22 protein-coding genes and 1 riboswitch are annotated in these 25,010 nt (G+C 70.9%); of the genes, 7 read left to right on the top strand and 15 right to left on the bottom strand.

Going from position 1 to position 25,010, the window contains the following annotated elements:
• Positions 1-45 precede the first annotated feature (45 nt).
• From ACY34J_RS14690 to ACY34J_RS14680, 3 genes are all read left to right on the top strand, one after another.
• Positions 46-1,677, top strand: coding sequence for a thiamine pyrophosphate-binding protein (locus ACY34J_RS14690; protein ID WP_462726921.1), 1,632 nt, complete (start codon positions 46-48; stop codon positions 1,675-1,677).
• Between the two features lie 228 nt (positions 1,678-1,905).
• A complete protein-coding gene (locus ACY34J_RS14685; protein ID WP_462726922.1) occupies positions 1,906-2,634 on the top strand; it encodes an ABC transporter ATP-binding protein in 729 nt (242 codons plus the stop codon).
• Complete coding sequence (locus tag ACY34J_RS14680) at positions 2,616-3,806, top strand: hypothetical protein (RefSeq protein WP_462726923.1); 1,191 nt, start codon at positions 2,616-2,618, stop codon at positions 3,804-3,806. The genes ACY34J_RS14685 and ACY34J_RS14680 overlap by 19 nt, the downstream gene beginning before the upstream one ends.
• A gap of 11 nt (positions 3,807-3,817) precedes the next feature.
• Here ACY34J_RS14680 and ACY34J_RS14675 read toward each other — a convergent pair whose 3' ends face one another.
• The 4 genes from ACY34J_RS14675 to rlmN form a co-directional block, all read right to left on the bottom strand.
• On the bottom strand, positions 3,818-4,888 hold the full coding sequence (locus ACY34J_RS14675) for an ABC transporter ATP-binding protein (RefSeq protein ID WP_462726924.1): 1,071 nt from the start codon (positions 4,886-4,888) through the stop codon (positions 3,818-3,820).
• Positions 4,889-6,499: an ABC transporter permease gene (locus tag ACY34J_RS14670; protein ID WP_462726952.1), complete on the bottom strand. Its 1,611-nt coding sequence runs from the start codon at positions 6,497-6,499 to the stop codon at positions 4,889-4,891. It lies immediately after the preceding gene.
• 74 nt (positions 6,500-6,573) lie between these two features.
• Positions 6,574-7,668: a thiamine ABC transporter substrate-binding protein gene (locus ACY34J_RS14665; RefSeq protein WP_462726925.1), complete on the bottom strand. Its 1,095-nt coding sequence runs from the start codon at positions 7,666-7,668 to the stop codon at positions 6,574-6,576.
• A gap of 80 nt (positions 7,669-7,748) precedes the next feature.
• Positions 7,749-7,869, bottom strand: a riboswitch (TPP riboswitch).
• A gap of 31 nt (positions 7,870-7,900) precedes the next feature.
• The gene (gene rlmN, locus ACY34J_RS14660) at positions 7,901-9,007 is read right to left on the bottom strand and encodes a dual-specificity RNA methyltransferase RlmN (RefSeq protein ID WP_462726926.1); all 1,107 of its coding nucleotides are present in this window, start codon (positions 9,005-9,007) and stop codon (positions 7,901-7,903) included.
• Between the two features lie 550 nt (positions 9,008-9,557).
• Between rlmN and ACY34J_RS14655 the strand changes: the two genes are divergently transcribed.
• The 3 genes from ACY34J_RS14655 to ACY34J_RS14645 are packed head-to-tail and all read left to right on the top strand — an operon-like array spanning position 9,558 to position 13,348.
• Positions 9,558-10,130 (top strand): 2Fe-2S iron-sulfur cluster-binding protein, encoded by a 573-nt coding sequence (locus ACY34J_RS14655; RefSeq protein WP_462726927.1) that lies wholly within the window; start codon positions 9,558-9,560, stop codon positions 10,128-10,130.
• Positions 10,127-11,110 carry an FAD binding domain-containing protein gene (locus ACY34J_RS14650; RefSeq protein ID WP_462726928.1) on the top strand — a complete coding sequence of 328 codons (984 nt, stop codon included), beginning with the start codon at positions 10,127-10,129 and terminating at the stop codon, positions 11,108-11,110. The genes ACY34J_RS14655 and ACY34J_RS14650 overlap by 4 nt, the downstream gene beginning before the upstream one ends.
• A gap of 9 nt (positions 11,111-11,119) precedes the next feature.
• Positions 11,120-13,348, top strand: a complete 2,229-nt coding sequence (locus ACY34J_RS14645) for a molybdopterin cofactor-binding domain-containing protein (RefSeq protein WP_462726929.1) — start codon at positions 11,120-11,122, stop codon at positions 13,346-13,348.
• A gap of 155 nt (positions 13,349-13,503) precedes the next feature.
• Here the strand turns inward: ACY34J_RS14645 and ACY34J_RS14640 are convergent, their stop codons facing one another.
• From ACY34J_RS14640 to rpsB, 6 genes are all read right to left on the bottom strand, one after another.
• Positions 13,504-13,866 (bottom strand): DUF2267 domain-containing protein, encoded by a 363-nt coding sequence (locus ACY34J_RS14640; RefSeq protein ID WP_462726930.1) that lies wholly within the window; start codon positions 13,864-13,866, stop codon positions 13,504-13,506.
• 168 nt (positions 13,867-14,034) lie between these two features.
• Positions 14,035-15,072: a phosphatidate cytidylyltransferase gene (locus ACY34J_RS14635; protein WP_462726931.1), complete on the bottom strand. Its 1,038-nt coding sequence runs from the start codon at positions 15,070-15,072 to the stop codon at positions 14,035-14,037.
• The gene (frr, locus tag ACY34J_RS14630; RefSeq protein ID WP_462726932.1) at positions 15,072-15,629 is read right to left on the bottom strand and encodes a ribosome recycling factor; all 558 of its coding nucleotides are present in this window, start codon (positions 15,627-15,629) and stop codon (positions 15,072-15,074) included. Before frr ends, ACY34J_RS14635 begins: the two co-directional genes overlap by 1 nt.
• 131 nt (positions 15,630-15,760) lie before the next feature.
• Entirely contained in the window at positions 15,761-16,528 is a 768-nt protein-coding gene (gene pyrH, locus ACY34J_RS14625) for a UMP kinase (protein ID WP_462726933.1), read from the bottom strand.
• A 168-nt stretch (positions 16,529-16,696) separates the two neighbouring features.
• Positions 16,697-17,533, bottom strand: coding sequence for a translation elongation factor Ts (gene tsf, locus ACY34J_RS14620; RefSeq protein ID WP_462726934.1), 837 nt, complete (start codon positions 17,531-17,533; stop codon positions 16,697-16,699).
• Positions 17,534-17,630: 97 nt separating this feature from the next.
• Complete coding sequence (gene rpsB, locus ACY34J_RS14615; RefSeq protein WP_462726935.1) at positions 17,631-18,524, bottom strand: 30S ribosomal protein S2; 894 nt, start codon at positions 18,522-18,524, stop codon at positions 17,631-17,633.
• A gap of 363 nt (positions 18,525-18,887) precedes the next feature.
• On the opposite strand from rpsB, the gene ACY34J_RS14610 reads away from it, so the two are divergent.
• A complete protein-coding gene (locus ACY34J_RS14610) occupies positions 18,888-19,895 on the top strand; it encodes a murein hydrolase activator EnvC family protein (RefSeq protein WP_462761961.1) in 1,008 nt (335 codons plus the stop codon).
• Here ACY34J_RS14610 and ACY34J_RS14605 read toward each other — a convergent pair.
• From ACY34J_RS14605 to ACY34J_RS14585, 5 genes are all read right to left on the bottom strand, one after another.
• Positions 19,849-20,388 (bottom strand): TetR/AcrR family transcriptional regulator, encoded by a 540-nt coding sequence (locus ACY34J_RS14605; protein WP_462726954.1) that lies wholly within the window; start codon positions 20,386-20,388, stop codon positions 19,849-19,851. The two genes, ACY34J_RS14610 and ACY34J_RS14605, sit on opposite strands and share 47 nt — an antisense overlap.
• Before the next feature lie 258 nt (positions 20,389-20,646).
• A complete protein-coding gene (gene whiG, locus ACY34J_RS14600) occupies positions 20,647-21,486 on the bottom strand; it encodes an RNA polymerase sigma factor WhiG (protein WP_462726936.1) in 840 nt (279 codons plus the stop codon).
• Between the two features lie 241 nt (positions 21,487-21,727).
• Positions 21,728-22,936 (bottom strand): DNA-processing protein DprA, encoded by a 1,209-nt coding sequence (gene dprA, locus ACY34J_RS14595; protein WP_462726937.1) that lies wholly within the window; start codon positions 22,934-22,936, stop codon positions 21,728-21,730.
• Positions 22,933-24,549 (bottom strand): YifB family Mg chelatase-like AAA ATPase, encoded by a 1,617-nt coding sequence (locus ACY34J_RS14590; RefSeq protein WP_462726938.1) that lies wholly within the window; start codon positions 24,547-24,549, stop codon positions 22,933-22,935. The genes dprA and ACY34J_RS14590 overlap by 4 nt, the downstream gene beginning before the upstream one ends.
• On the bottom strand, positions 24,549-24,923 hold the full coding sequence (locus ACY34J_RS14585; RefSeq protein WP_462726955.1) for a YraN family protein: 375 nt from the start codon (positions 24,921-24,923) through the stop codon (positions 24,549-24,551). The genes ACY34J_RS14590 and ACY34J_RS14585 overlap by 1 nt, the downstream gene beginning before the upstream one ends.
• Between the last annotated feature and the right edge of the window lie 87 nt (positions 24,924-25,010).

The following is a 25,010-nucleotide window of genomic DNA, read 5'->3' as shown; positions in this document are numbered from 1 at the left end:
GGCCCCGCGGAGCCGCACCGCACCAACCAAGAAAGGCCCGCATAGATGAGCAGCGCGCAGCGCCACGGTGGCGACCTGGTCGTCGAGTCCCTGACCGCCCTCGGCGCGACCACCGTCTTCGGGCTGCCGGGACAGCACGCGCTCGGCACCTTCGACGCGCTGCGCCGTTCGCGCCTGGACTACATCGGCCTGCGGGTGGAGAACAACGCCGGCTTCGCCGCGGACGCCTTCGCCCGGGTGACCGGCAGCGTCGCTCCGCTGCTGGTCTCGACCGGCCCCGGCGCCCTCATGACGCTCGCCGCGCTCCAGGAGGCGGCCGCAGCGTCCGCCCCGGTGCTTGGTATCAGCAGCCAGATCCCCACCGCCGGCCTCGGCGGCGGCCGCAAGGGCTACCTGCACGAACTCACCGACCAGCAGGCGTCCTTCCGCGACGTGGTGAAGTCGGTACACATCGTCCGTGCGGCCTCCCAGATCCCCTCCGCGCTCGCCGCCGCCTGGGCATCCGCCCTCGAGGCCCCATGCGGACCGGTGTGGGTGGAGATCCCGCAGGATGTGCTGCTGGGCCCGACCGAAATCCCGCCGGTGCGCTCGCTCACCGCCGCGCCTCGTCCGCTCGCGCCCCGGGAGGAGCTGATCACCGAGGCCGTACGGCTGCTGAACCACGCCAAGCGGCCGGCGATCCTGGCCGGCGGCGGCGTCGTACGGGCGGGGGCGCACGCCGAGCTGCGCGCGCTGTCCGAGAAGTTGGACGCGCCCGTGGTCACGACGTTCGGCGGCAAGGGTGCCTTCCCCTGGGAGCACCGGCTGTCCCTGCAGTCCTGGCTGGAGGACCGGCACACCACCGACTTCCTCGAAGAGGCCGACGTCCTGCTCGTCGTCGGCTCCGGCCTCGGTGAACTCTCCTCGAACTACCACACGTTCGCGCCGCGCGGCCGGGTCATCCAGATCGAGGCGGATCTCGGCAAGCTGGAGTCAAACCATCCGGCTCTGGGCATCCACGCCGACGCCCGGCTCGCTCTCGCCGCGCTCGCAGAGTCGGTCGCACCGCGACCCGAGGGGGACGGCGCGAAGCTGGCGAGTGAGCTGCTCGCGCGGGTACGGGACCGGATCGCCGTGCAAGACCTGCAGCTGGAGCAGCAGGTCCTCGCCGCCGTCCGCACCGCGCTGCCGGACCGCTCCCCCAGCTTCTGGGACATGACGATCCTCGCGTACTGGGCCTGGTCCGCCTTCGACCCGCGGGCGGGCGCGATGCACTCCGCGCAGGGCGCGGGCGGCCTCGGCTACGGCTTCCCCGCCGCGCTGGGCGCCGCGGCGGCGGACCGTACGACCCCGGTGCTGGCGGTGTCGGGCGACGGCGGCGCGATGTACTCGATCGCCGAGCTGGCCACCGCCCGGCAGTACGACCTGCCGGTCACCTGGCTGATCGTCGACGACGGCGGCTACGGCATTCTCCGCGAGTACATGACCGGCACCTTCGGGGAGGCAACCGCCACCGAGCTCGCCCGCCCGGACTTCGTGGCGCTCGCCGAGTCCTTCGGCGTGCCCGCGGTACGGACCTTCCCCGAGCGGCTGAGCGAGGATCTGGCGGCGGCGCTGGCCGCGCCCGGCCCCTCCGTCGTGGTCCTTCCGGCCTTGCTGCGCATGTTCGCCCCGACCCATCTCGGCGACCCTGCCTGAGGGCGCCCCGCCCGGACGGCAGGCGCGAGCGCTCCGCCCGGGCGCTCCACCGAGCGCCGCCATGCTGAGGCGATCCGGTGAGCCCGTTAGGAGGAACCTGGGCGCCCGGCCGCCCCGTGCGCACCCTCCGCAGCCGCCTGCCACCTACGGTGCCAGTGACCGATTGGCCTCGTGTTCGTTCACCCGGCCAGGGGAACGGACTGACGTAGGTAAGCCGAGGTGTTCGCCATGGTGGCCCCGCCGGACAACGACGTGCTCTGGGCACGCTCCTTGCACTGCTCGCACAGCGGCTCCCCCGCGCTCGCCGGCGTCTCCGTCGGCGTCCGTGAGGGCGAGATCCTCGCCGTCACCGGACCACGCGGCAGCGGCAAGACCACACTGCTGCAGTGCCTTTCGGGCCAGCTCGTCCCGCAGAGCGGTGAAGTGTGGTTCAACAGCGCTCCGGTGCACCCCCTCAGTGCTCTCGCCCGCGAGCGGCTGCGCCGGGACCGCTTCGGCTGGATCGACCCCGAGCCGCGGCTGGTGCCCGAACTGACCGGCTGGGAGAACGCCGCGCTCCCCCTGCTGGTGCGGGGCATCCCGCACCGGGCCGCGCGGGCTGCCGCCCTCGAATGGCTGGAACGGCTGGATGTCGGCGACTGCGCCCGCAAGCGCCCCGCCGCACTCCTCCAGGCGCAGCGCCAGCGCATCGCCATCGCCCGCGCGCTCACCGCCAAGCCGTCGGTGCTGTTCGCCGACGAACCCTCAGCCCCGCTGCACCTCCCCGACCGTACGCAGGTGCTGCGCACCCTGACCAACGCGGCCCGCTCGCACGACATCACCGTCGTACTGGCCACCCTCGACACTGAGGTGGCCAAGCTGGCGGACCGCACGATCGCACTGGTCGACGGCCGCCGGGTGGCCGGCATCCCGGTGCCCGACGCGGAGGGCAGGGCGGCGTGCTCGCTCTCCGTCTAGCCCGCGGCGCCCACCCCCTCGTCCAGCTGCGGCGGCTGATGGTCGCCGGTGCGTCCGCAGGGGTCGGCCTGCTGTTGCTGTGCACCCTGGGCTACGCGGCCAGCCATCCGCAGGAGGCGGCCGGGTCGGCCGCGCGCCTGCTGTGGTGCGCGGTGCCGTTGGCGGCAGCGGTGCAGCTGGCCGTCGCCGTCGCCCGTACGGATCCGGCTGCCCGCCCGCAGCCCGGCCTGTCCTCCGCCGGTCTCGGGCCGGTACTGCTGGCCATGCTGGCGGCCGTGTCGACCGCGGTCTCCTGCACGTTCGGCAGCGTGCTGGCCCTGCTCGTCTTTCTGCACCTGCGCGGGGACTTCGGCGGCGCGCTGCCGTACACCGGCGCCGCGGCGGATCTGCTCGGCGCGGGAAAAACGCTGCCCTTCGCGGCCGTCGTCACCCTGCTCGCGGTGGTGCCTGCCATGGCAGCCGCGGCGGCGGCGATCGCGATGCGGCCGCGGCCGGAGCAGTCGGCAACGGACGCCCCCAGCGCCCCTGCCGGTGCGCCGCCCGTATCCACGGCCCTCCCCTGGGGAGTCGCGCTGACGGCGGCGGGGCTCGCACTGGGGGCGTATGCGCGCCGTGTCGCGCCCCCCACGTCCTCTGAGGGACTGCTGCCGCTGCCCGGGCGCCTGGACACCATCCAGCCGGGTGTGATCGCCGGCTGGGTGCTGATCGCGACCGGTCTGGTGCTGGGCTGTCCCGGCCTCACCCACCTGTGCGGCAGGTTGCTGGCGGCGGGGCAGCCGGGCGCGGTACGGCTGCTGTCCGGACGCGTACTGCAGGAGGAGGCGCAGCGGCTCGGGCGCCCGCTCGGTGTGCTGTGCGCTGTCGCCGCTGCCGGTGTGGCAGCGGTCCGGCTGTACGGCACAGGGCTGGACTCGACGGGCAGCCCACCCTTCGGACCGTTCACGGGACTCGGCGCGGCGCTGGTGATGGCGTGTGCCACCGCGACAGTGTTCACCGCGGCGCTGGAGGCCAAGGCCGCGCGGCGCGAGACGACGTTGGCGCTGTTGCGGGCCGGGACCCCGTCGGTACTCCTGCGTCAGGCGGCTGCGCTGCGCGCCGCCGTGCTCGTGGCCGTACTGACGCCGATCACCTGGATGGTCGCGGTACTGGCCGCGGGCCCGCTGCAGTACTGAACCGGCTCACCTCACTGCCCGTCACCGCGAGACGGGGTGCCCGCGGGAGCGGGTCCGGTGCTGTCGAGCACCACCACGTCCCGCGCGGCGAACGTGACGCCCACGGTCGCGCCCTCCGGCGGCGCGTCGTGCAGCGCGCACGCCGCCTCCAGCCGCGGTGCGTTCTCGGGCTGGAGCATGAGCGCGACATGGTTGCCGCGAAAGGTGCGCCCAGCCACCGTGCAGGGCAGGCCGTCGGACACCGAGGTCAGCAGTACCCCGGCCGGGCGGATCAGCAGACGGCACGGTCCCTGTGGCGAGCCGTCCGGCATCGGCACCTTGCCCCACGGGGTGTCGGCGGCGTCCTGGTGCACGGTGGCCTCCACCACGTTGTCGAAGCCGAGGAAGCGGGCCACGAACTCCGAAGCGGGCCGCCGCCAGACCTCAAGTGGCGTGCCGGCCTGGGCTATCCGGCCGCCCTGCATCACCACCACCCGGTCGGCCAGCGCGAACGCCTCGCCCTGGTCATGGGTGACCGCGAGGACTGTCGTCCCCAGCCGGCGGAACAGCCCGCGCAGCTCGACGACCAGCCGCTCCCGCAGGCTGCGGTCGAGCTGCCCCAGCGGCTCGTCCAGCATCAGCAGCTTCGGCCGCGGCGCCAGGGAGCGGGCGAGGGCGACCCGCTGCTGCTCACCGCCGGACAGGGCGGCGACCGACCGCCGCTGCGCGCCCGGCAGACCGACCAGGTCGAGCAGTTCGGCGACCGTGCGCTCGGCCTCCGCGCGGCGCGCCCCCCGCATACGCAGCCCGAAGGCGATGTTGCCGCCGACGTCCCGCTGCGGAAAGAGCTGGTGGTCCTGGAACATCAGCCCCACCCCGCGCCGGTGCGTGGGCACGCCCGACTGGTCGCGGCCCGCGAGCATGACCCGGCCGGCCTGGGCCTGCTGAAGCCCGGCGACCACCCGCAGCAGCGTGGACTTGCCGCTCCCGCTGGGCCCCAGAACGCACACCGTCTCGTGCTCGTCGACCTCCAGGTCCACCGCGTCCAGCGCCGTACGGTCGCCGAAGCGGACGGTCACACCGTCCAGTCGCAACATGGCCATTCAGAACTCTCCCGAACGGTCGGGGCGCAGATGCTCGAGCACCAGCAAGGAGCCCGCGCACACCAGCATCAAAATCGTGCTCAGCGCCATCGCTTGCCCGTAGTTGAGCTCTCCGGCGCGGCCCAGGAACCGGGCGACGGCGACCGGCAGAGTCGGGTTGTCGGGCCGCGCGATGAAGACCGTGGCCCCGAACTCGCCCAGCGAGACGGCGAAGGCGAAGCCCGCGGCGACACCCAAGGCCCGGCGGGCCAGGGGCAGGTCCACCTCGCGCCACGCCCGCAGCGGGGAGGCGCCCAGCACCGCTGCCGCCTCCCGCAGCCGGGCGTCCACCGCACGCAGGACCGGCAGCATGGTGCGGGCGACGAACGGCACCCCGACCAGGGCCTGGGCCAGCGGCACCAGGATCCACGAGGAGCGCAGATCCAGCGGCGGTTCGTCGAGCGTGATGAGGAATCCGAAGCCGACGGTCACGGCGGAGGTGCCCAGCGGCAGCATCAGCAGCGCATCGAAGCCCCGTACGAGCCTGCCCGCGCGGCGGGTCAGGGCGGCCGCGGCGAGTCCGCCGACGACAAGGGCGATCGCGGTCGCGGCGGCGGCGTACTCGAGGGAGTTCCAGACGGCCTGCAGCGGGGGGACGACGAAGGTCCCCCCGTCGGGCGCGGACCCCAGGGCGCGGTAGTAGCCGAACCCGTATCCGTCCGGTCCGGCCAGGGAGCGCTCGGCCAGCACGACCAGAGGCAGCAGAAGCAGCAGCGCGATCACGGCCAGCACGCTGCCCAGCAGGGCCCATTGGGACGCACCCCGTGGCCGCCGGGCCGTCTGCTCCGCGGGCACCAGCTTCAGGGCGGTCTCACGGCGCCGTACGGTCCGCGCGTGCACCGCGAGCAGCGCGGCGACGGCCGCGAACTGGCCAAGGGTGAGCACGGCGGCCGTCGGCAAATCGAGCAGCTGGGCGGTCTGCCGGTAGATCTCCACTTCCAGGGTGGAATACCGCGGGCCGCCGAGAATCTGGACGACCCCGAAGGAAGTGAAGGTGAACAGGAAGACCATGAGCGCCGCGGCGGCCACGGCGGGCGCCAGCGCGGGCAGTGTGACGCGGCGCCAGGCGGTGAACCGGCCGGCGCCCAGGACCCGCGCCGCCTCCTCCTGCCGGGGATCGAGCTGGGCCCACAGCCCCCCGACCGTACGGACCACCACCGCGTAGTTGAAGAAGACGTGTGCGAGCAGGATGGCCCACACACGGGTGTCGAGCCGTACGCCCCACAGCTCGTCCAGCAGCCCGCCGCGCCCCACCAACGCCAGGAACGCCGATCCGACGACGACGGTCGGCAGCACGAACGGCACGGTCACGAACGCCCGCAGCAACTGCTTTCCGGGGAAGGCGAACCGGGCGAAGACGTATGCGCCGGGGAGCGCGAGTGCCAGGGTGAGCGCGGTGGAGGCGGCGGCCTGCCAGGTGGTGAACCACAGCACGTGCAGGACGTCCGGGTCGGACAGGACCTCGCGGATTCGGCCGAACTGCCATGTCCCGGCGGGTCGCAGGCCGCGCTCGACGATCGAGGCCACCGGGTAGGCGAAGAAGAGGGCGAAGAAGGCGACGGGTACGGCCATCAGGCCGAGCCGCGCCACGGTCCCCTTGAGCGCCGCGGTGCCCTTGGAAGGCGCCGCGGCACTCTCGGCTGCCGCTACTTCAGGACGAGCGAGGACCACGTCTTGATCCACTGCTCACGGTTCTTGGCGATCTTGTCAGGGGCCATGGTCGCCGGGTCCTCGATGGTCGCGCCGTACTTGGTGAAGATCTCCGGCAGCTTCGCGTCCTTGCGCGCGGGGTTGACGAACATGTTCAGCGGCATGTCCTCCTGGAAGCTCTTGCTCAGCAGGAAGTCCAGCAGCGCCTGGCCGCCTTCCCTGTTCTTGGCGCCGCTGAGCAGTCCGGCGAACTCGATCTGCCGGAAGCAGGTACCGGTCGCGACCCCGGTCGGGGCCTGCCCCGGCTGCGGCTTCAGGGACAGCACCTCGGCGGGCGGGCTGGAGGCGTACGAGACCACCAGCGGCTTGTCGCCCTTGCCCTTGCCGCCGCCCGAGCCGGAGAAGCGGTCGTAGTAGGCCTGCTCCCAACCGTCGACCACCTCGACGCCGTTGGCCTTGAGCTTCTTCCAGTAGCCCTGCCAGCCCTGATCGCCGTGGGCCGCGGCGGTGGCGAGAAGGAAGCCCAGGCCAGGGGATGAGGTGGCGGCGTTCTCGGTGACAAGCAGGTTCTTGTACGCCGGCTTGGTCAGGTCGTCGAGGGTCTTCGGCGGGGCCAGCTTCTTGTCGGCGAAGTACTTGCGGTCGTAGTTGACGCAGATGTCGCCGAAGTCGATCGGGGTGACGCGGTGCTGCTTCGCGTCGAGTTGCAGCTTCTCGGGCACCTGGTCCAGGCCCTTGGCCTCGTACGGGGTGAACAGGCCGTTGTCGAGCCCGCGGGAGAGCAGCGTGTTGTCGATGCCGAAGAAGACGTCGCCCTGCGGGTTGCCCTTGGAGAGAACGGCCTGGTTCACGGCCGCGCCGGCGTCACCGCCGCGCAGCACCTTGACCTTGTAGCCGGTCTCCTTGGTGAACTGCTTCAGGACGGACTTGGAGGCAGCGAACGAGTCGTGGCTGACCAGCGTGACCGTCTTCGACTGGCCGCTGTTGTCCGCGGATTCGCCCGAGCCGCCGCAGGCCGCGAGGGTCGAGGTGCCCAGTGCGGCGGCGAGGGCAAGGGCGGCGGTCCGCAGGCGCTTCGTGGTGGTGCTCACAAGTTTCCTCCTGGGAGGCCAGGAGAAGGCGCGTGCCCCGCCCGGCGCTTGATGAGCGGTGGCCGGGCAGGGCAGGGCAGCTTGAGTGGTGACCGAACTTCCTACGCCGGTATGACCCGGTTCAGGTTCGAGGGTCTGCGACAGCGTCTTGTCGATGACACTGCCGCACTCTCAGCGCTGTGCGCTCCCCTGTCGGAATGTGTATTTGTTCGATCAGACGATACCTGACCTGTCAACGCTCGGAAGCGGCGAGCTGCCCGCAGGCGCCGTCGATCTCCTGACCGCGGGTGTCCCGTACGGTCACGGGCACACCATGCGCCTCGATGGCCGCGACAAATGCCTTCTCGTCCTCCGGCCGGGAGGCCGTCCACTTCGAACCGGGCGTCGGGTTGAGCGGGATGAGATTGACGTGCACCCGGTTCCCCTTGAGGAGACGCCCGAGCAGGTCGCCGCGCCACGCCTGGTCGTTGATGTCCCGAATCAGGGCGTACTCGATGGAGATCCGGCGGCCGGACTTCTCGGCGTACTGCCAGGCCGCGTCGAGAACCTCGCGCACCCTCCAGCGGGTGTTGACCGGTACGAGGGTGTCGCGCAGTTCGTCGTCGGGCGCGTGGAGAGAGACCGCGAGGCGGCACTTGAAGCCCTCGTCGGCGAACCGCAGCATCGCGGGGACCAGGCCGACCGTCGAGACGGTGATGCCGCGCTGCGAGAGCCCGAGACCGTCGGGCTCGGGGTCGGTGAGGCGACGGATGGCGCCGACGACGCGGTTGTAGTTGGCCAGCGGCTCGCCCATGCCCATGAAGACGATGTTGGACAGCCGCGCCGGGCCTCCAGGGATCTGTCCGTCGCGCAGCGCCCGCATGCCGTCGACGATCTGGTGCACGATCTCGGCGGTGGACAGGTTGCGGTCGAGGCCGGCCTGGCCGGTGGCACAGAACGGGCAGTTCATGCCGCAGCCCGCCTGCGAGGAGATGCACATGGTGACCCGGTCCGGATAGCGCATAAGCACGGACTCGACGAGCGTGCCGTCGAAGAGCCGCCACAGCGTCTTGCGGGTCGTGTCGTTGTCGCAGGAGATGTGCCGCACCACGGACATCAGGTCGGGCAGCAGCTCACTCGCCAGCTTCTCGCGGGCCGCCGCCGGGATGTCGGTCCAGTCCGCCGGGTCGTGGGCGTAGCGGGCGAAGTAGTGCCGCGACACCTGGCCGGCCCGGAACGGCTTCTCGCCGAGGGCGGCCACGGCTTCGCGGCGCTCGGCGGGCGTGAGATCAGCAAGGTGCCGCGGGGGCTTCTTGGCTCCGCGCGGCGCGACGAAAGTGAGTTCTCCGGGTGCAGGCATGGTCCGTCCAGTGTCGCAGATCGCCAGGAGCGGCCCAGGCCGCAGTGGTGCGCGAACGGTCACCCCCGGTGGTCCTCTGATCACCGTTGGCCAACCGCGCACGGCCCAGAGACGGCCCAGCAGTCGATGGCAGACCGCAGGGCCATCGACTATCGAAGATGTCAGAGGCGATCAATCACACCGACCCGATTGCTTCCGCAGCCGGCATCTTCCTCCACCAGGCTGCAAACGCGCGTCCGGGGCCGAAGCAAACCCGGCGCAAATCGACTGGCGTGCCACTCGTACGACTCGCTGACTTGCGACTCTTCGCCCACCAAGCCGCTCTCGATGCTCATCGTTCGGATTGGTCTAGCTGTTGGCGCGGCCTACCTGTGTCGTGATACGCCAGGCCGCGCGATGAGCGGCACCGGGGACCTTGCGGGCAGCCCGGCGTCCGCCTTCCGACGCGCGGGGCGACGGCTTTCGCGAGACGCTGGGAGGGAGGAGCGCGCCCGAATGTGGCGACGCATTCCCAGCCGGAACCCGCACCTGGCTAAGAAGGCGGGCCGTGATGAGCGATTCCGATACCGGCGCCATGGGGCGGACCCAGGGCGAGACGGCCGGACTCTCGACGATCAGGCTGAGCGTCAACGATCAGGTGCGGCAGCTTGAGGTCGATCCGCGGACCTCGCTGCTCGACGCACTGCGCGAACATCTGCGCCTGAGCGGCACCAAGAAAGGGTGCGACCACGGGCAGTGCGGCGCCTGCACCGTGCTGATCAACGGCTGGCGCGTCAACTCCTGCTTGACGCTCGCCGTGATGCACGAGGACGACCAGATCGTCACGATCGAAGGCCTGGGCGACCCCGATGCCCTGCACCCCATGCAACGCGCCTTCGTCGAGAACGACGGCTTCCAGTGCGGCTACTGCACACCAGGCCAGATCTGTTCGGCCGTCGGCATGCTCGCCGAGGTGGAGGCGGGCTGGCCCAGCCACGCCACGGCTGACGTGTCCGCGCCGCAGGTCGCGTTGACCGACGAGGAGATCCGCGAGCGGATGAGCGGCAACATCTGCCGGTGCGCCGCCTATCCGAACATCGTCGCGGCCATCCGCGGCAGCACCGCGGAAGGGGGCCCGGAATGAGGCCGTTCACCTACGAGCGAGCGACGGACGCGCAAGCCGCCGTTGCCGCGGTGTCCAAAGACGGCGCGAAGTTCATCAGCGGCGGCACCAATCTGCTCGACCTGATGAAGCTCGGCATCGAGAAGCCCAGCCATCTGGTCGACATCAGCCGGCTTCCGCTGCGGGACATCGAGGAACTCCCGGACGGCGGACTGCGCATCGGCGCCCAGGCGGCGAACTCCGAGGTGGCCGCCGACGCCCGCGTACGCACCCGCTATCCGGTGCTGTCGGAGGCGCTGGTGTCCGGCGCATCGGGCCAGTTGCGCAACAAGGCGTCCACCGGCGGAAACCTGGTGCAGCGCACTCGCTGCCCGTACTTCTACGACACCGCCGCGGGCTGCAACAAGCGCGATCCCGGCTCCGGATGCTCGGCGATCGGCGGGTTCAACCGGATACACGCGATCCTCGGAGCCAGCGACTCCTGCATCGCCACCCACCCCTCGGACATGGCCGTCGCGTTGACCGCACTGGATGCGGAGATCGAGCTGCTCGGCGCCGATCAGGAGGTGCGCCGCGTCGCCATCACGGACTTCTACCGGCTGCCGGGCGACACGCCGCACATCGAGAACGTGCTGAGGCCGGGCGAGATGATCACGGGCGTCCTCCTGCCCCCGCCCCCGCCGGGCCGGCAGAAGTACCGCAAGGTGCGCGACCGGGCGTCGTACGAGTTCGCGCTGGTCTCCGTGGCGGCTGTCGTCTCGACCGATCAGGGAACGATCAGTGAGGCGCGGGTGGCGTTCGGCGGTGTCGCGCACAAGCCGTGGCGGTCCGTCGAGGCGGAGGCCGCGTTGACCGGCCGTCCGGCCACGATGGCCACCTATCACGCCGCCGCCGAGGCGGCGATGCGCGACGCGGTCGGGCAGGGGCACAACGACTTCAAGATCGAGCTGGCCAAGCGCACGCTGTGCCGCACGCTGGCGCAAGTGGCCCGGGCGAGCTGAGGAGGCGGCATGATCGGGCAAGCTCTGAACCGCGTCGACGGCCCGTCGAAGGTCGCCGGCCGGGCCACTTATGCCTACGAGCAATGGGAGGCCGGCCAGCCGCTCTACGGTTCCATCGTCGGGGCGACGATCGGCAAGGGCCGTATCACCCGGATCGACACGGAGAGCGCCGAACGCGCGCCCGGCGTGCACATGGTCATGACCCATCTCAATGCCCCGGCGCAAGGCACTCGCGATGAGTCGATTCCGTTCGAGTACTGGCGCGCCCAGCCGGTGCTGACCGGCCCCGACATTCACCATTACGGCGAGCCGGTGGCACTCGTCGTCGCCACGGCCCTCGAGCAGGCCCGTGCGGCGGCCGATCTCATCGAAGTCAAATACACCAGCGGGCGTGGACGTTTCAACTTTGCCGAGCAGGAAGACGAGGTGTACATCCCGAAGGTGGTCAATGCCGGTCTCCCCACCGACACCGCGGTGGGCGATTTCGATGCCGGGTTCGACAGCGCGGACGTCAGGATCGACCAGTACTACACGACGCCGTACGAGTTCTCGATGCCGATGGAACCGCACGCATGTGTGGTGGAACCGCGTGACGAGGACCTGGTCGTCTACGTCAGCTGCCAGATCGTCGATGCGGCGCAGACCTCGATCGCCAGCACACTGGGGATCGACCCGGCGCGGGTTCACATTGTCACCCCCTTCGTCGGCGGGGGATTCGGGTCCAAGCTGGGCGTCCATTCCGAGACGATCCTGGCAGCGCTCGCCGCTCGCGCGTTGCGCCAACCGGTCAAGATCGCGATGACCCGGCAGCAGATCTTCCAGCTCGTCGGCATGCGCCCCACATCCAGCCAGCGGGTTCGGCTGGGCGCGGGGCAGGACGGACGGCTGGCTGCGATCGCCCATGACGTCACCATGCACACGAACCCCGACGTGGAGTACGCCGAGCAGACCGCCGCCACGACCCGCAGCCTCTACGCGGCGCCCCACCGGTTGACCAGTCACCGGCTGGCGCCGCTCGACCTGCCGCGCGGGACGGACGTCCGCGCACCGGGCGAGGCGCCGGGCATGCTCGCGGTCGAGTCGGCGATGGACGAGCTGGCCCATGCGCTCGATATGGACCCGGTCGAGCTGCGGATCCGCAACGAGCCCACCGTCGATCCCGAGCGGGATGTGCCGTACAGCGACCGGCACCTGGTCGAGTGTCTGCGCGAAGGTGCGCGCCGGTTCGGCTGGGAGCACCGCCCCGCCGCCCCGGCGAGCGTGCGCGACGGGCGATGGCTGGTCGGCTACGGCATGTCGGCCGCCATCCGCGGGCACTTCCAAGGGCCGACCGCGGTGCGCGTACGGTTGGAGGCCGACGGCACCGCCGTCGTCCAGACGGACATGACCGACATCGGCACCGGTACCTACACCATCCTGACCCAGGTCGCGGCTGACGGCCTCGGGCTCTCGCCCGATCGGGTGCGGATCGAGCTCGGGCGGTCCGATCTTCCCTCCAGCTGGGGGTCCGGGGCCTCGTGGGGCGCCACCAATTCGTGCACCGCGGTGCATCGGGCGTGCCTGGCCCTGCGCGAGAAGGTGCTGGTCGCGGCGGGCAGCGACACGCGCTCTCCGCTGCACGGCCTCGACCCAGCAGACGCCGTGTTCTCCGATGGCAACGTGGGTATCGGCGGCGCGTCCGAGGCAGTGAGCGAGATCGTCGCACGCAGCCATCCCGAAGGTGTGGAGGCGGAGGGCGGGACCCGCTTCATGGGCGATGATCCGAACTACACGGCCTACTCGATCAACACCTACGGGGCCCATTTCGCCGAAGTGGGGGTCGACGCGGACACCGCCGAGATCCGTCTGAGGCGGATGCTCGGCGTGTTCTCGGTGGGCCGCGTGTTCAACCCGAAGACGACCCGCTCGCAGCTGATCGGCGGCATGATTTGGGGAGTCGGTGCGGCCCTCGAGGAAGAGGCCGTCGTCGACCCGCGATCCGGCGCCTTCGTCAACCGCGATTTCGCGCAGTACCTGGTGCCGGTCCACGCCGACGTCCCCTACGTCGACGCCGTCGTCCTTGACGGGTTCGACGACAAGGCCAACGTCCTTGGCGCGAAGGGCGTCGGTGAGCTGGGAATCTGCGGGGCCGGCGCGGCGGTCGCGAACGCGGTGTTCAACGCCACCGGCGTGCGCGTGCGCGACTTCCCCATCACCATCGAGAAGGTGCTGCCCGGTCTGCCACTGCTGGAGGCCTGAGTCCGTGACGAATCCGTGACGGCGATGCCGGTTTCGCCGGGCCGTGGAAACCCGCCCTCGCCGCCGCGGACCTCATCCCGACACCTGCGCCCGGCGAGCCGTACGCCTCCGCCCGGCAGCACGGCATGCGCGCACCGCGATGACGGACGCAGGGCCTAAATGTTCTGGAACTCGTTCGGCAACTGGTCCATGACGTCCTGGAATTCCTTGCCCGGCACAGCGTCGTGCAGCGTCATGAACACCGCCGCCACCCCCCGGCGCGCCACCGTCTCGTCGGTGCCCGCGCGCTCGCTCACGCGCCGCACGAATTCGTCGACGCCGAATTTCTGCGCCACGTCCTCCGGCGGGATCAGCGGCGGGGCTACCTCGGGGGGAAGTACTTCGGCCAGATCACGGGCTTCGCCACCGGTGATCCGCTCGGCGAGCGTCAGCGTCGTCGCGCGCGTCAGCGCCGTTGCCTGCTCCTCCGGCACATGGGCCCGCTGAGCCACCAACCGAATGAACTCGTCGTACTCCATGGGCGCCTCCTCGTCGAAACGCCCCTCGGGGTACCCGTGACATATCCCCCAAAACGGGATCGATCATCGCCCCTGCGGCGTAACCCAGTGCCCTCGGACGTACGAAGGGGCCCTACCGCGCGAGGGAGCGGACCCCGACGGATACCGGGCAGCCAGGACGCCCCGAGTTCAGCCTGAGCCGACGAAGATCACGAGCAGCAGCCAGGCGACGGGAGCGGTGGGCAGCAGGGAGTCCAGCCGGTCCATGATCCCGCCGTGGCCGGGCAGCAGCTTGCCCATGTCCTTGATCCCCAGGTCCCGCTTGATCATGGACTCACCCAGGTCGCCGAGGGTCGCGCTGATGGCGACCGCCAGACCGAGCAGCAGCCCCTCCCACCAGACACCGCCGTCGATCAGGAACTGCAGGCACAGCGCGCCGACCGCCATCGCGAAGACCACCGCCCCGATCAGCCCCTCGCGGGTCTTGCCGGGGCTGATGCGCGGCGCGAGCTTGTGCTTGCCGAAACGCCAGCCGACCGCGTACGCACCGGTGTCGCTGACGACGGTCAGCAGCAGGAAGATCAGAACGCGCCAGGGGCCGTCCTCCGCGGACAGCATGAGCGCCACAAAGGTGGCGAGGAACGGCACGTAGAAGGCCGCGAAGACACCGGCGGTGACATCGCGCAGATAGTCCTCGGGCGGCTCTGTCATACGCCAGACCAGCACCGCGAGCGCGGTGAGGGCCATCGCCACCCACGCGCCTTCGGCGCCCCGCACGTACCCGGCGACGACCATGGCGACGCCGCCGACCGCGAGCGGCACCAGCGGGATCCGGATGCCCTTCTGCTCCTTGAGCCGGGAAGACAGCTCCCACAGGCCGACGACGACCGCTGCGGCGATCACAACGACGAAGACGGCCTTGACGATGAACAGCGCGGCGATGATGACGGCACCCAGGCCGACCCCGACACCTATCGCCGCGCGCAGATCGCGACCCGCGCGCTTCTTCCGCGACCGCTGCTCAGACGGCTGCGGCGAGGGGCCGCTCGGCCGAGCGGCCCCCCGGTCACGGTCGTCCTGGTCTCCGCCTGCGTCGGGCACGATGGGCATGGGCCGAGTCTGCGCCGCGTCGTCCGCCCCATGCAGGGGACCCGCCGGGGCAGGCCCCTGGTCGGGCGGTCCGCCGTAGCCGAGGCGTGGCGGGGCGCCCCAGGAAGAGTCGTTCATCAGACCTCGAGCAGCTCGGCTTCCTTGTGCTTGAGCAGCTCGTCCACCTGCGCGACGTACTTCGCGGTGGTGTCGTCGAGCTCCTTCTCGGCGCGGCGGCCCTCGTCCTCGCCGACCTCGCCGTCCTTGATGAGCTTGTCGATGGACTCCTTGGCCTTACGGCGGACGCTGCGGATCGAGATCTTCGCGTCCTCGCCCTTGGCCTTGGCGACCTTGATGTACTCCTTGCGGCGCTCCTGGGTGAGCTCCGGGAACACCACCCGGATGATCCTGCCGTCGTTGGACGGGTTCACGCCCAGGTCCGAGTCGCGGATCGCCTGCTCGATGTTGCGCAGCGCGCTCTGGTCGAACGGGGTCACCACGGCCATCCGCGGCTCGGGCACCGAGAACGACGCCAGCTGGTTGATCGGCGTCAGGGCACCGTAGTAGTCCGCCACGATCTTGTTGAACATCGCCGGGTGCGCACGCCCGGTGCGGATCGCGGCGAAGTCCTCCTTGGCGACCACGACGGCCTTCTCCATCTTCTCCTCGGCCTCGAGGAGGATCTCTTCGATCACCACTTGCTCCTGGTCTTCGTTGTGAGCACAGCCTCGCCCCTGCGTGCGTCTTCTCCTGCACGGTGTCCGAACCGGCAGGCCGTTGTCCATCCCCGTGCCGGGCTGTCCGTACGGCCGGGAATCGCCAACGGTCAGACCCGGGTTCCCTCGTCACTCACGAGCGTGCCGATCTTCTCACCCTTCACGGCGCGCGCGATATTGCCCTCGGCGAGCAGTTCGAAGACGAGGATCGGAAGCTTGTTGTCCATGCACAGGCTGATGGCGGTGGCGTCGGCGACCTTCAGACCCCGGGCGAGCACCTCGCTGTACTCCAGGGCGTCGAACTTCACCGCGTCCGGGTTCACCTTCGGGTCGGAGTCGTAGACCCCGTCCACACCGTTCTTGCCCATGAGCAGCGCCTCGGCATCGATCTCCAGGGCACGCTGGGCGGCGGTGGTGTCCGTGGAGAAGTAGGGCATGCCCATACCCGCGCCGAAGATGACGACGCGGCCTTTCTCCAGGTGCCGTACGGCCCGCAGCGGGATGTACGGCTCCGCGACCTGCCCCATGGTGATGGCGGTCTGAACCCGGGACTGGATGCCCTCCCGCTCCAAGAAGTCCTGGAGGGCGAGGCAGTTCATGACCGTGCCGAGCATGCCCATGTAGTCGGAGCGCGCCCGGTCCATGCCGCGCTGCTGCAGTTCGGCGCCGCGGAAGAAGTTGCCGCCGCCGACGACAACGGCGATCTGCGCACCCTCCCGGACCACCGCAGCGATCTCACGCGCCATCTTCTGCACGACGTCAGGATCGACGCCCAGGCCTCCACCGCCCGCGAATGCCTCACCGGACAGCTTGAGCAGGAAGCGGCGGCCCTTGCTCGTGTGGTCGCTTTTGTCGTTCTTGTCGGCGCCCTGATTCATGGGGATCTCCTCGTGCACATACAAGAAGGCCATTGCCGGCTGGGGTCGTGTTGAGCCCTCTGCGGCAATGGCCTCCTCGTCACATCTGCGGTCGTCCGGCGTAGCGGCCGACTGCACTCGACCCTAGCGGGTCGGGCGTATTCCGTCGCTGAACGGAGCTGTACGGACTCAGACGCCGACGCGGAAGCGGGCGAAGCGCTTCAGCGTGGCGCCGGCCTCGTCCAGCACCTTCTGGACGGTCTTCTTGTTGTCCTTGGCAAACGGCTGGTCGACCAGCACGTTCTCCTTGAAGAAGCCGTTGACGCGACCGTCGACGATCTTCGGCAGGGCAGCCTCCGGCTTGCCCTCCTCGCGAGCGGTGGCCTCGGCGACGCGGCGCTCGTTCTCGACGGTCTCGGCCGGAACGTCCTCACGGGTGAGGTACTTCGGGGCGAAGGCGGCGATGTGCTGCGCGACGTCCTTGGCGACCTCGGCGTTCTCCTTGTCCAGCTCGACCAGGACGCCCACCTGCGGCGGGAGGTCCGGGCTGGTGCGGTGCATGTAAGCGGCGACGTAGCCGCCGGTGAACTGCGCGAAGCGGTCGAGGACGATCTTCTCGCCGAGGGTGGCGTTGGCCTCGTCCACGAACGCCTGGACGGTCTTCCCGGGCTCGATCTCGGAGGCGAGCAGCGCCTCGAGGTCGGCCGGGGAGGTCTTGGCGATGTGGGCGGCGATGGCATCGGCGACGCCGACGAACTTGTCGCCCTTGGCGACGAAGTCGGTCTCGCACTTCAGCTCGACCAGCACACCGGAGGACTTGTCGTCGGCGAGGAGAGAGACGACAGCACCGTTCTCGGCGCTGCGGCCCTCGCGCTTGGCGACACCCTTCTGGCCCTTGACGCGCAGGATCTCGACGGCCTTGTCGACGTTGCCCTCCGCCTCGTCCAGCGCCTTCTTGCAGTCCATCATGCCGGCGCCGGTGAGCTCACGGAGCTTCTTGACATCAGCGGCGGTGAAGTTCGCCATGGTCTGGAATCTCTTCCCGATCTCGAAAAGTCGATTGATCTACGGGTGGACGGCGGGGGCCGGTGGACCCCCGCCGTCAGCAGCCGTCAGCTGTGCGTCAGGCCTGCTCGGCGCCGGAGGCCGGAGCCTCGGCAGCGGCGTCGCCCTCGGCAGACGCGGTCTCCGCCGGCTTCTCGGCGGCGGCCGGCTCCTCGGCGGCCGTCGACCCCTCGGCCTTCTTGTCGCCCTCGAGCAGGTCGCGCTCCCACTCGGCGAGCGGCTCGCCGGCGGCCTTCTCGCCCTTGCCCTCGGCGGCGGCGCCGGAGCGGGCGATCAGGCCCTCGGCGACGGCGTCGGCGATCACGCGGGTGAGCAGGGTCACGGAGCGGATCGCGTCGTCGTTACCCGGGATCTTGTAGTCGACCTCGTCCGGGTCGCAGTTGGTGTCGAGGATCGCGACAACCGGGATGTTGAGCTTGCGCGCCTCACCGACGGCGATGTGCTCCTTCTTGGTGTCCACGATCCAGACGGCGCTGGGCACCTTCTGCATCTCGCGGATACCGCCGAGGGTCTTCTCCAGCTTCGCCTTCTCGCGGGAGAGGACCAGGAGCTCCTTCTTGGTGAGGCCGGAGGCGGCCACGTCCTCGAAGTCGATCTGCTCGAGCTCCTTCAGGCGCTGCAGGCGCTTGTAGACGGTCGAGAAGTTGGTGAGCATGCCACCCAGCCAGCGCTGGTTGACGTACGGCATGCCAACGCGCGTCGCCTGCTCGGCGATGGCCTCCTGGGCCTGCTTCTTGGTGCCGACGAACATGATGGAGCCGCCGTGCGCGACGGTCTCCTTGACGAACTCGTAGGCGCGGTCGATGTACGACAGCGACTGGAGCAGGTCGATGATGTAGATGCCGTTGCGCTCGGTGAAGATGAAGCGCTTCATCTTCGGGTTCCAACGGCGGGTCTGGTGTCCGAAGTGGACGCCGCTCTCAAGCAGCTCCCGCATCGTGACGACGGCCATGGCCGTACTCCTCGAGGTACTCGGTTTCCACGGCGGCCGGGCGGCCACCGCTCCTGACGCCCCGAGGCGCCTTGCCACGGAGGAACCTTGCGGGGCCTTCCGAGGACCGAGGGGCGCGACCGCCGTGCTGTTGCCCGAGGGCGGATGGAGCGCCGGTGGCGGGGCGTGCGAAGTCGACCCGGTGACCCGGGTCGCCACCAGAAGTGTACGGGACCGCCGAACCACGGAGCGACCAAGCCGCCGCTGTTGGCCGGAGTGCGGCGCCTCACCCGGAAAGGTGAAGGCGGTGTCCACAACCGACGAGTACTCCACAGTCCGCGGCCATGATCCCCACACATCGGCGGGGTACGCCACCGTCGTCTCATGCGACACCACGACATGCGCGCGCCCGGGGGCTGCCGCGTACGGAAAGGGCGCCTGACGACCGCGCACGGCCACCCACGGCTGCGCCGCACCACCTGCCGCGCGGCTGCTCGCGTGGCCGCTTGCGTGGCCGCTCGGGTGGCCGTGACCTTGGCCTCACTGCTCCTCGTCGGTGGCCTGGCCGCCGCGGCACCGGTTCCGGCTTCGGCAAGCGCGGATGGAGGCGGAGCCACGCAGAGCGTCGGGGGAGGCGACCGTGCGTGGCCAGTCGAAGGAGCGGGGGCGCTGGAACGTCCTGTGGTGCTGCGGGGGTGGGAGCCGCCGCCTTCGCCGTATGCGGCGGGGCACCGGGGAGTGGACCTGGCCGCGCGGCCGGGCGATCCCGTCCGCGCGGCAGCGGCAGGCCGGGTCTCCTTCGCGGGACGGGTGGCGGGACGTCCGGTTGTGTCCATCGAGCTCGCGGGTACGGGCGATCCGCCGCTTCGGATCACATACGAGCCGGTGCGGGCAAGTGTCGAGAAGGGAGCCCGGGTGGCGGCGGGCCAGACGGTCGGGGAGCTCGCTTCCGGCCCCTTCCACTGCCCAGCCGGCTGTCTGCACTGGGGACTGCTGCGTGGGGACCGCTATCTCGACCCGCTCTCGCTTCTGCCTGGGTGGATGCTGCGCGGCGGGCCATCCCGGCTGCTCCCGGTCTTCGGTGTCCCTGAGCCCGAGCCGGTGACCGCGGCAGGGTCCGGGGCTGCGGCCGGGTCGGCGACGAGTGAGCGGATGACCGCGGTCGCGCAGAGCGGGTTGAGTGAGCCAGGCGTGGCGGAGGGGGCGTCGGCCGTCGCCTTGGCCGTCGCGGCGTGGCGGGCCCACGGCAGGCTCCGCTCTCGGCACGGACAGCGCCGCCCCAGGGCAAGTACGGGCGGGGACGTCCCTGGCCGCGACCTCCCGGCTTGGGTCCGGGCCGGCGGGGTCAGCCCCGGACGCCCCGCAGAGCCATCGCAACCGCAGCCTCGGTGATCTCCTCCGGGTCCTCCGCCGCCCCGAGTTCGATACGGCGGACCGCGGCGTCCACGACGCCCTGCAGGAGCATGGCCACCAGCCGGGGCTGCTCATGGCCGAGGGCGCCGAGGGCCTCGACGATCATGGCGATCAGTCCGCCGTGGGCGGCGCGGATCTTCTCCCGCGCGCCGGCGTCCAGCTCTCCCGCCGAGATGGCGACCACGGCCCGGTGCCGGCGGTCGCCGACGAGGGCCAGCTGCTTCCGCACATACGCCTCGACCTTCCCTTCGGGTGAGTCGGCGCGCTCCATGGCGGCCTCGACCTCAGCCGCCCAGACCGGGAAGTCGACAGCGCACAGTTCCTCGACGACAGCCGCCCGGGAGCGGAAGTACTCGTAGACGGACGAGCGCGCCAGCCCGGTGCGCTCGGCGAGGGCGGGGAAGGTCAGGGCTTCCGTACCTCCCTCGGACAGCAGGGAGCGGGCGGCCTCCAGCAGGGCGCCACGCTGCATCGTCCGGTGCTCGGCCACAGAGGCCGCTCGAATCCTTGGCACGCCCCCACTCTACGGACGCCCGCCCGGCCGCGGCACTCCTCGCCGCACTCAACACCCCCTCAGCACGGCGGCGCCACGAGTCCGGGCGGCAGTACGGCCTGGCACCCACACCCCAAACCGAACGACCAGACCTCGCCGACACCTCGGGCAGAGGGCCCTGGCCCCGGCCCGGAGCGGCCACCGTGGCCAGCAGACCGGCAGATCGATTTACCTGACTCAGCGTCCGACATCGGCCAGCTTGGCCCGCAGCTGGAGCACCGACTTGGTGTGGATCTGACTGACGCGGCTCTCGGTTACTCCGAGGACCTGGCCGATCTCGGCGAGGGTCAGCCCCTCGTAGTAGTAGAGCGTCACCACGGTCTTCTCCCGCTCCGGGAGGGTGTTGATGGCCCGCGCCAGCAGCCGGCGCAGTTCGCGGTCCTCAGCCACCTCCACGGGATTGTCCGCGGCCGTGTCCTCCAGCGTGTCCATCAGGCTGAGCCGGTCGTTGCCCTCGCCGCCGACATGCAGCAGCTCCTCCAGCGCCACCACATTGGCCAGGGACAACTGACTGAAGACATTGTGCAGTTCGTCGAGTCCGATCCCCATCTCCGCAGCCACCTCGGCCTCTGTCGGAGTGCGGTGGAGCGCGGCCTCCAGCGTGGCGTAGGCCCGCTCGACCGCGCGGGCCTTCTGCCGGACCGAGCGGGGGATCCAGTCCAGCGCGCGGAGTTCGTCGATCATGGCGCCGCGGATCCGGGTGATCGCGTACGTCTCGAACTTGATGGAGCGGTCCGGGTCGAACTTCTCGATGGCATCGATCAGCCCGAAGACCCCGGAGGAGACGAAGTCCGCCTGTTCGATGTTGGGCGGAAGGCCGACGCTGACCCGGCCGGCCACGTACTTCACCAGCGGCGAGTAGTGCAGGATCAGCTGCTCCCGCAGCCGCTCGTCTGCCGTGGCCTTGTACGACCGCCACAGTTCGTCGAGCGACGAGGGTGTGCCGGGGCGGCGCACGCTCCCGCGGGCGGCGGGGGGCGCTGCCGCGCGATCAGACCCGGAGGTGTGCTGGGGCATTCGTCGCCTTGAGCCGTTCTGCCGTCACCTGGTGCGGACGTCTTTCGTGGTCGGAACGCATGTGAGCGTAGCGTGACTGGAGCGTTGCAGCGCGCGAAGAGCGCGGGCGCGGGCTTGCGCAGATACGTTCCGCTGACGGCACGCCAGGGTTACGGCCGCCGGAACGCGTGTCGGCCGGGGCAAGAACGCAGAGTCGGCTGTTGCGGTCATCGGCCCAACCCTTTCACCCGATCGCACCAGGTCAAGGACCGCCTCGCCGAAGGGCGCCCGAACGCCCGGGATGACGCGTCAACTGCCAGCGTTCGCCGATCCGTTCGACGAACCCCAGTGACTGGAGTTCGTACAGCTTTGCCCATGCCTCTTCCTGGGCCGCACCGGCATCCAGGGCGACCTGCTGGGCGTCCGCTCCCTCTCCCGAGGGCAGGGCATCCAGGACACGTGCGGCGACCGGATCCAAGAGGTCCCGGTCGAGTACCGGGCCACGCCGTTCGGGAGCGAGGTCCCCGATGCTCCCGACCAGTTCGGCCACTTCCGCCGCGTCGGTGACCAGCGTGGCACCCGCGCGCAGGAGTTCGTGTACGCCCGCGGACAGCCCCGATGTCACCGGTCCTGGCACCCCCATGGTGAACCGGCCCAGCTGCTGCGCACGCCGAGCGGTGACCAGCGAACCGCTGCGGTACTCCGCCTCCACCACGACGGTGCCCCGGGTGAGGGCCGCGATGACGCGGTTGCGAAGGATGAACCGGCTGCGCCTGGGGCGCGCTCCGGGCGGCAACTCGGCCACCAGCAGCCCCTGTTCGGCGATGCGTGCGATCAACTGGGTATGGCCGCGCGGGTAGGCAATATCCACGCCGGACGCGAGCACACCGACCGTCGCACCACTCGCCGCGAGCGCCCCTCGGTGGGCGGCGCCGTCCACGCCGTAGGCAGCGCCCGAGACGACGGCCCAGCCAGTCTCCGCCAGCCCGGCGCCGAGTATCGCGGCCACGTGCGCGCCGTAGTCCGTACAGGCCCGCGCCCCGACCACGGCCACGGACCGCAGGGCCCAGATTCGCAGCGACGGCCGTCCCCGCACCCACAGTCCGATCGGCCGGGCGTCCCCGAGATCGTCGAGCTGCCGCGGCCACTCCTGGTCGCCCGGGCAGATGAACCGGCCCCCCATCGCGGCGACGGCGGCGAGGTCGGCGGCGGGTTCGATCCGCGCGGCGCGGGCCCGGTATCCGGCGATCCGCTGCTCGCTCACCCCCGACAGCACGGCTCCGGTCCCGGTCAGTATCCGGGCCACCTCCACCGCCCCGTGTTCCCGCAGCCACCGGCCGACGAGCTCGTCACCCGGCTCCACCATCCTGGTCAGCTCGGCCCGCGCCAGCCGTTCCTCTTGCCCCAGACAGGCCGCACCGCCCACGGAGGCCGCCTCGCTCAAGACCGTCTCGTCCCGGCCGTCGGTCATGCCGGACCACCTGCCGGTACAGCGCCGCGGTTCACACCGGTGCGCAGTTGGAGGGCGCACGCCACGTCCCGCGATGTGGGGCGGCCATTGCCGGCCAGATCGGCAATCGTCCAGGCGACACGGAGGACACGGTCCAGACCACGAGCTGTGAGCAGTCCGAGCTCCATGTCGCGCTCCGCCTGCCACAGCGCACCGGGTTCCACCCGCCATCGCGTACGCAGCTCGTGCCCGGGCACCTCGCTGTTGACCCGCCATGGGGTGTCCGCCAGGCGCGCGGCAGCCCTCTCTCTGGCCGCCCTCACCCGGTCGGCAACCGTTTCGGTGGACTCGGCGCCCACCATGCATCCGGTCAGTTCGGACCGGCTCACCGCCTCGACCTCGACGCGGAGGTCGACCCGGTCGATCAGGGGCCCGGACAGCCGGGACTGGTACCGGCGAATGACAGACGCCGTGCACTCACAGCCCGTACGGAGCGAATGGCGTCCACAGGGGCACGGGTTGGCGGCGAGGACCAGCAGGAACTTGGCAGGCAGCCGTACCACCCCTGCGCTGCGGGCCACCACGACATGCCCGGACTCCAGCGGCTGGCGCAAGGCGTCGAGCACGCGCCCGCTGAACTCCGGCGCCTCGTCCAAGAAGAGCACCCCACGGTGGGCGAGCGCGACCGCCCCAGGTCTCGGCAGCCCGTTGCCGCCTCCCACCAGCGAGGGCATCGTCGCCGAGTGGTGCGGAGCGCAGTACGGCGGGCTGTCCACCAGTGGCTTTCCCGCAGGCAGAATGCCCGCTACCGAGTGCACCGCCGTGACTTCCAGCGACTCCTGTCGGGTGAGCTTCGGTAAGAGGCCCGGAAGCCGTTCTGCCAGCATGGTCTTTCCAGCGCCCGGCGGGCCTTTGAGGTAGAGGTGATGGCCACCCGCTGCGGCGACTTCCAGCGCCAGTCGGGCCGCCTTCTGGCCCGCGACATCAGCCAGGTCGGGCACCGTGCCACCATCGCCCCCGGCGGCGAAGCCGACGCCCATGCCCGCCCCGGGCACCGTGAGACCCGCCAGCATCGGATCAGGCCGACCGTCCTCGGGCAGGTCTTCCTCGTCCGGGACGGGCTCGTCCGCCAGGATCGCGATGAGCTGACGCAGGCTGCGGATTCCGAGCACCGAGACGCCGGGTACCAGGGACGCCTCGGCGGCCATCCGCTCCGGGACGACTACCTGGCGGTAGCCGGCGTCGGCCGCCGCGAGCACTGCCGGCAGCACACCCCGCACGGGCCGCACCCGCCCGTCGAGGCCGAGCTCACCGATCATCATCAGATCGGCGATCTGCCGGGGGTCGACACGCTCGGCGGCCGCGAGCACCGCGCAGGCCACGGCCAGATCGAAGCCGCTGCCGCCCTTCGGAACGGATGCCGGACTGAGCCCGACGGTGAGCTTCTTCTGCGGCCAGTCGGCTCCGGAATTCGCAACGGCCGCACGCACCCGGTCACGGCTTTCGACCAGGCTCTTGTCGGGCAGGCCGACCAGCGTGAACGCGGCGACGCCGGGTTCCAGGTCCGCCTGGACCTCGACCACCACTCCCTCGACGCCCACCAGCGCCACCGAACACGTACGCGCGAAGCCCATCAGGCCACCCCCCGGACGTGCTCCACGAGCGGCGCCCCGCGCAGCGGCAGCAGCACTCCGACCAGATCGATCCGCACACCGCCAGGCGGTGGGCCGCCATGCCGCTCCAGCCACCGCTCCGCGAGCCAGCGCGCGGCCAGCCGCCGCAGCCGCGCCGCCTTACGCGGGGTGACGGCGGCCATCGGGTGCTCGTACGCTCCGGCCCTGCGGGTCTTGACCTCGCAGATCACCAGGGCATCGCCGTCCTTGGCGACAATGTCGATCTCACCGTCCCGGCAGCGCCAATTCCGCTCCAGGACCGTCACCCCGGCCTCGGCCAGCCGCCTGGCGGCCAAGTCCTCGCCGTAGCGCCCGAGCGCCCGCCTGGCCTGCACCAGGCCGCGCCTGGGCCGGCTCAGGCCGGCTCGCACCTGGCCGGGTCTCGCGCTCCCGCCCGGCTCCGTCCCGGCCGCCGCGCCATG

It is taken from the genome of Streptomyces sp. HSS9-12, assembly GCF_054963655.1.
This window is presented reverse-complemented; position numbering and strand designations above follow the sequence as displayed.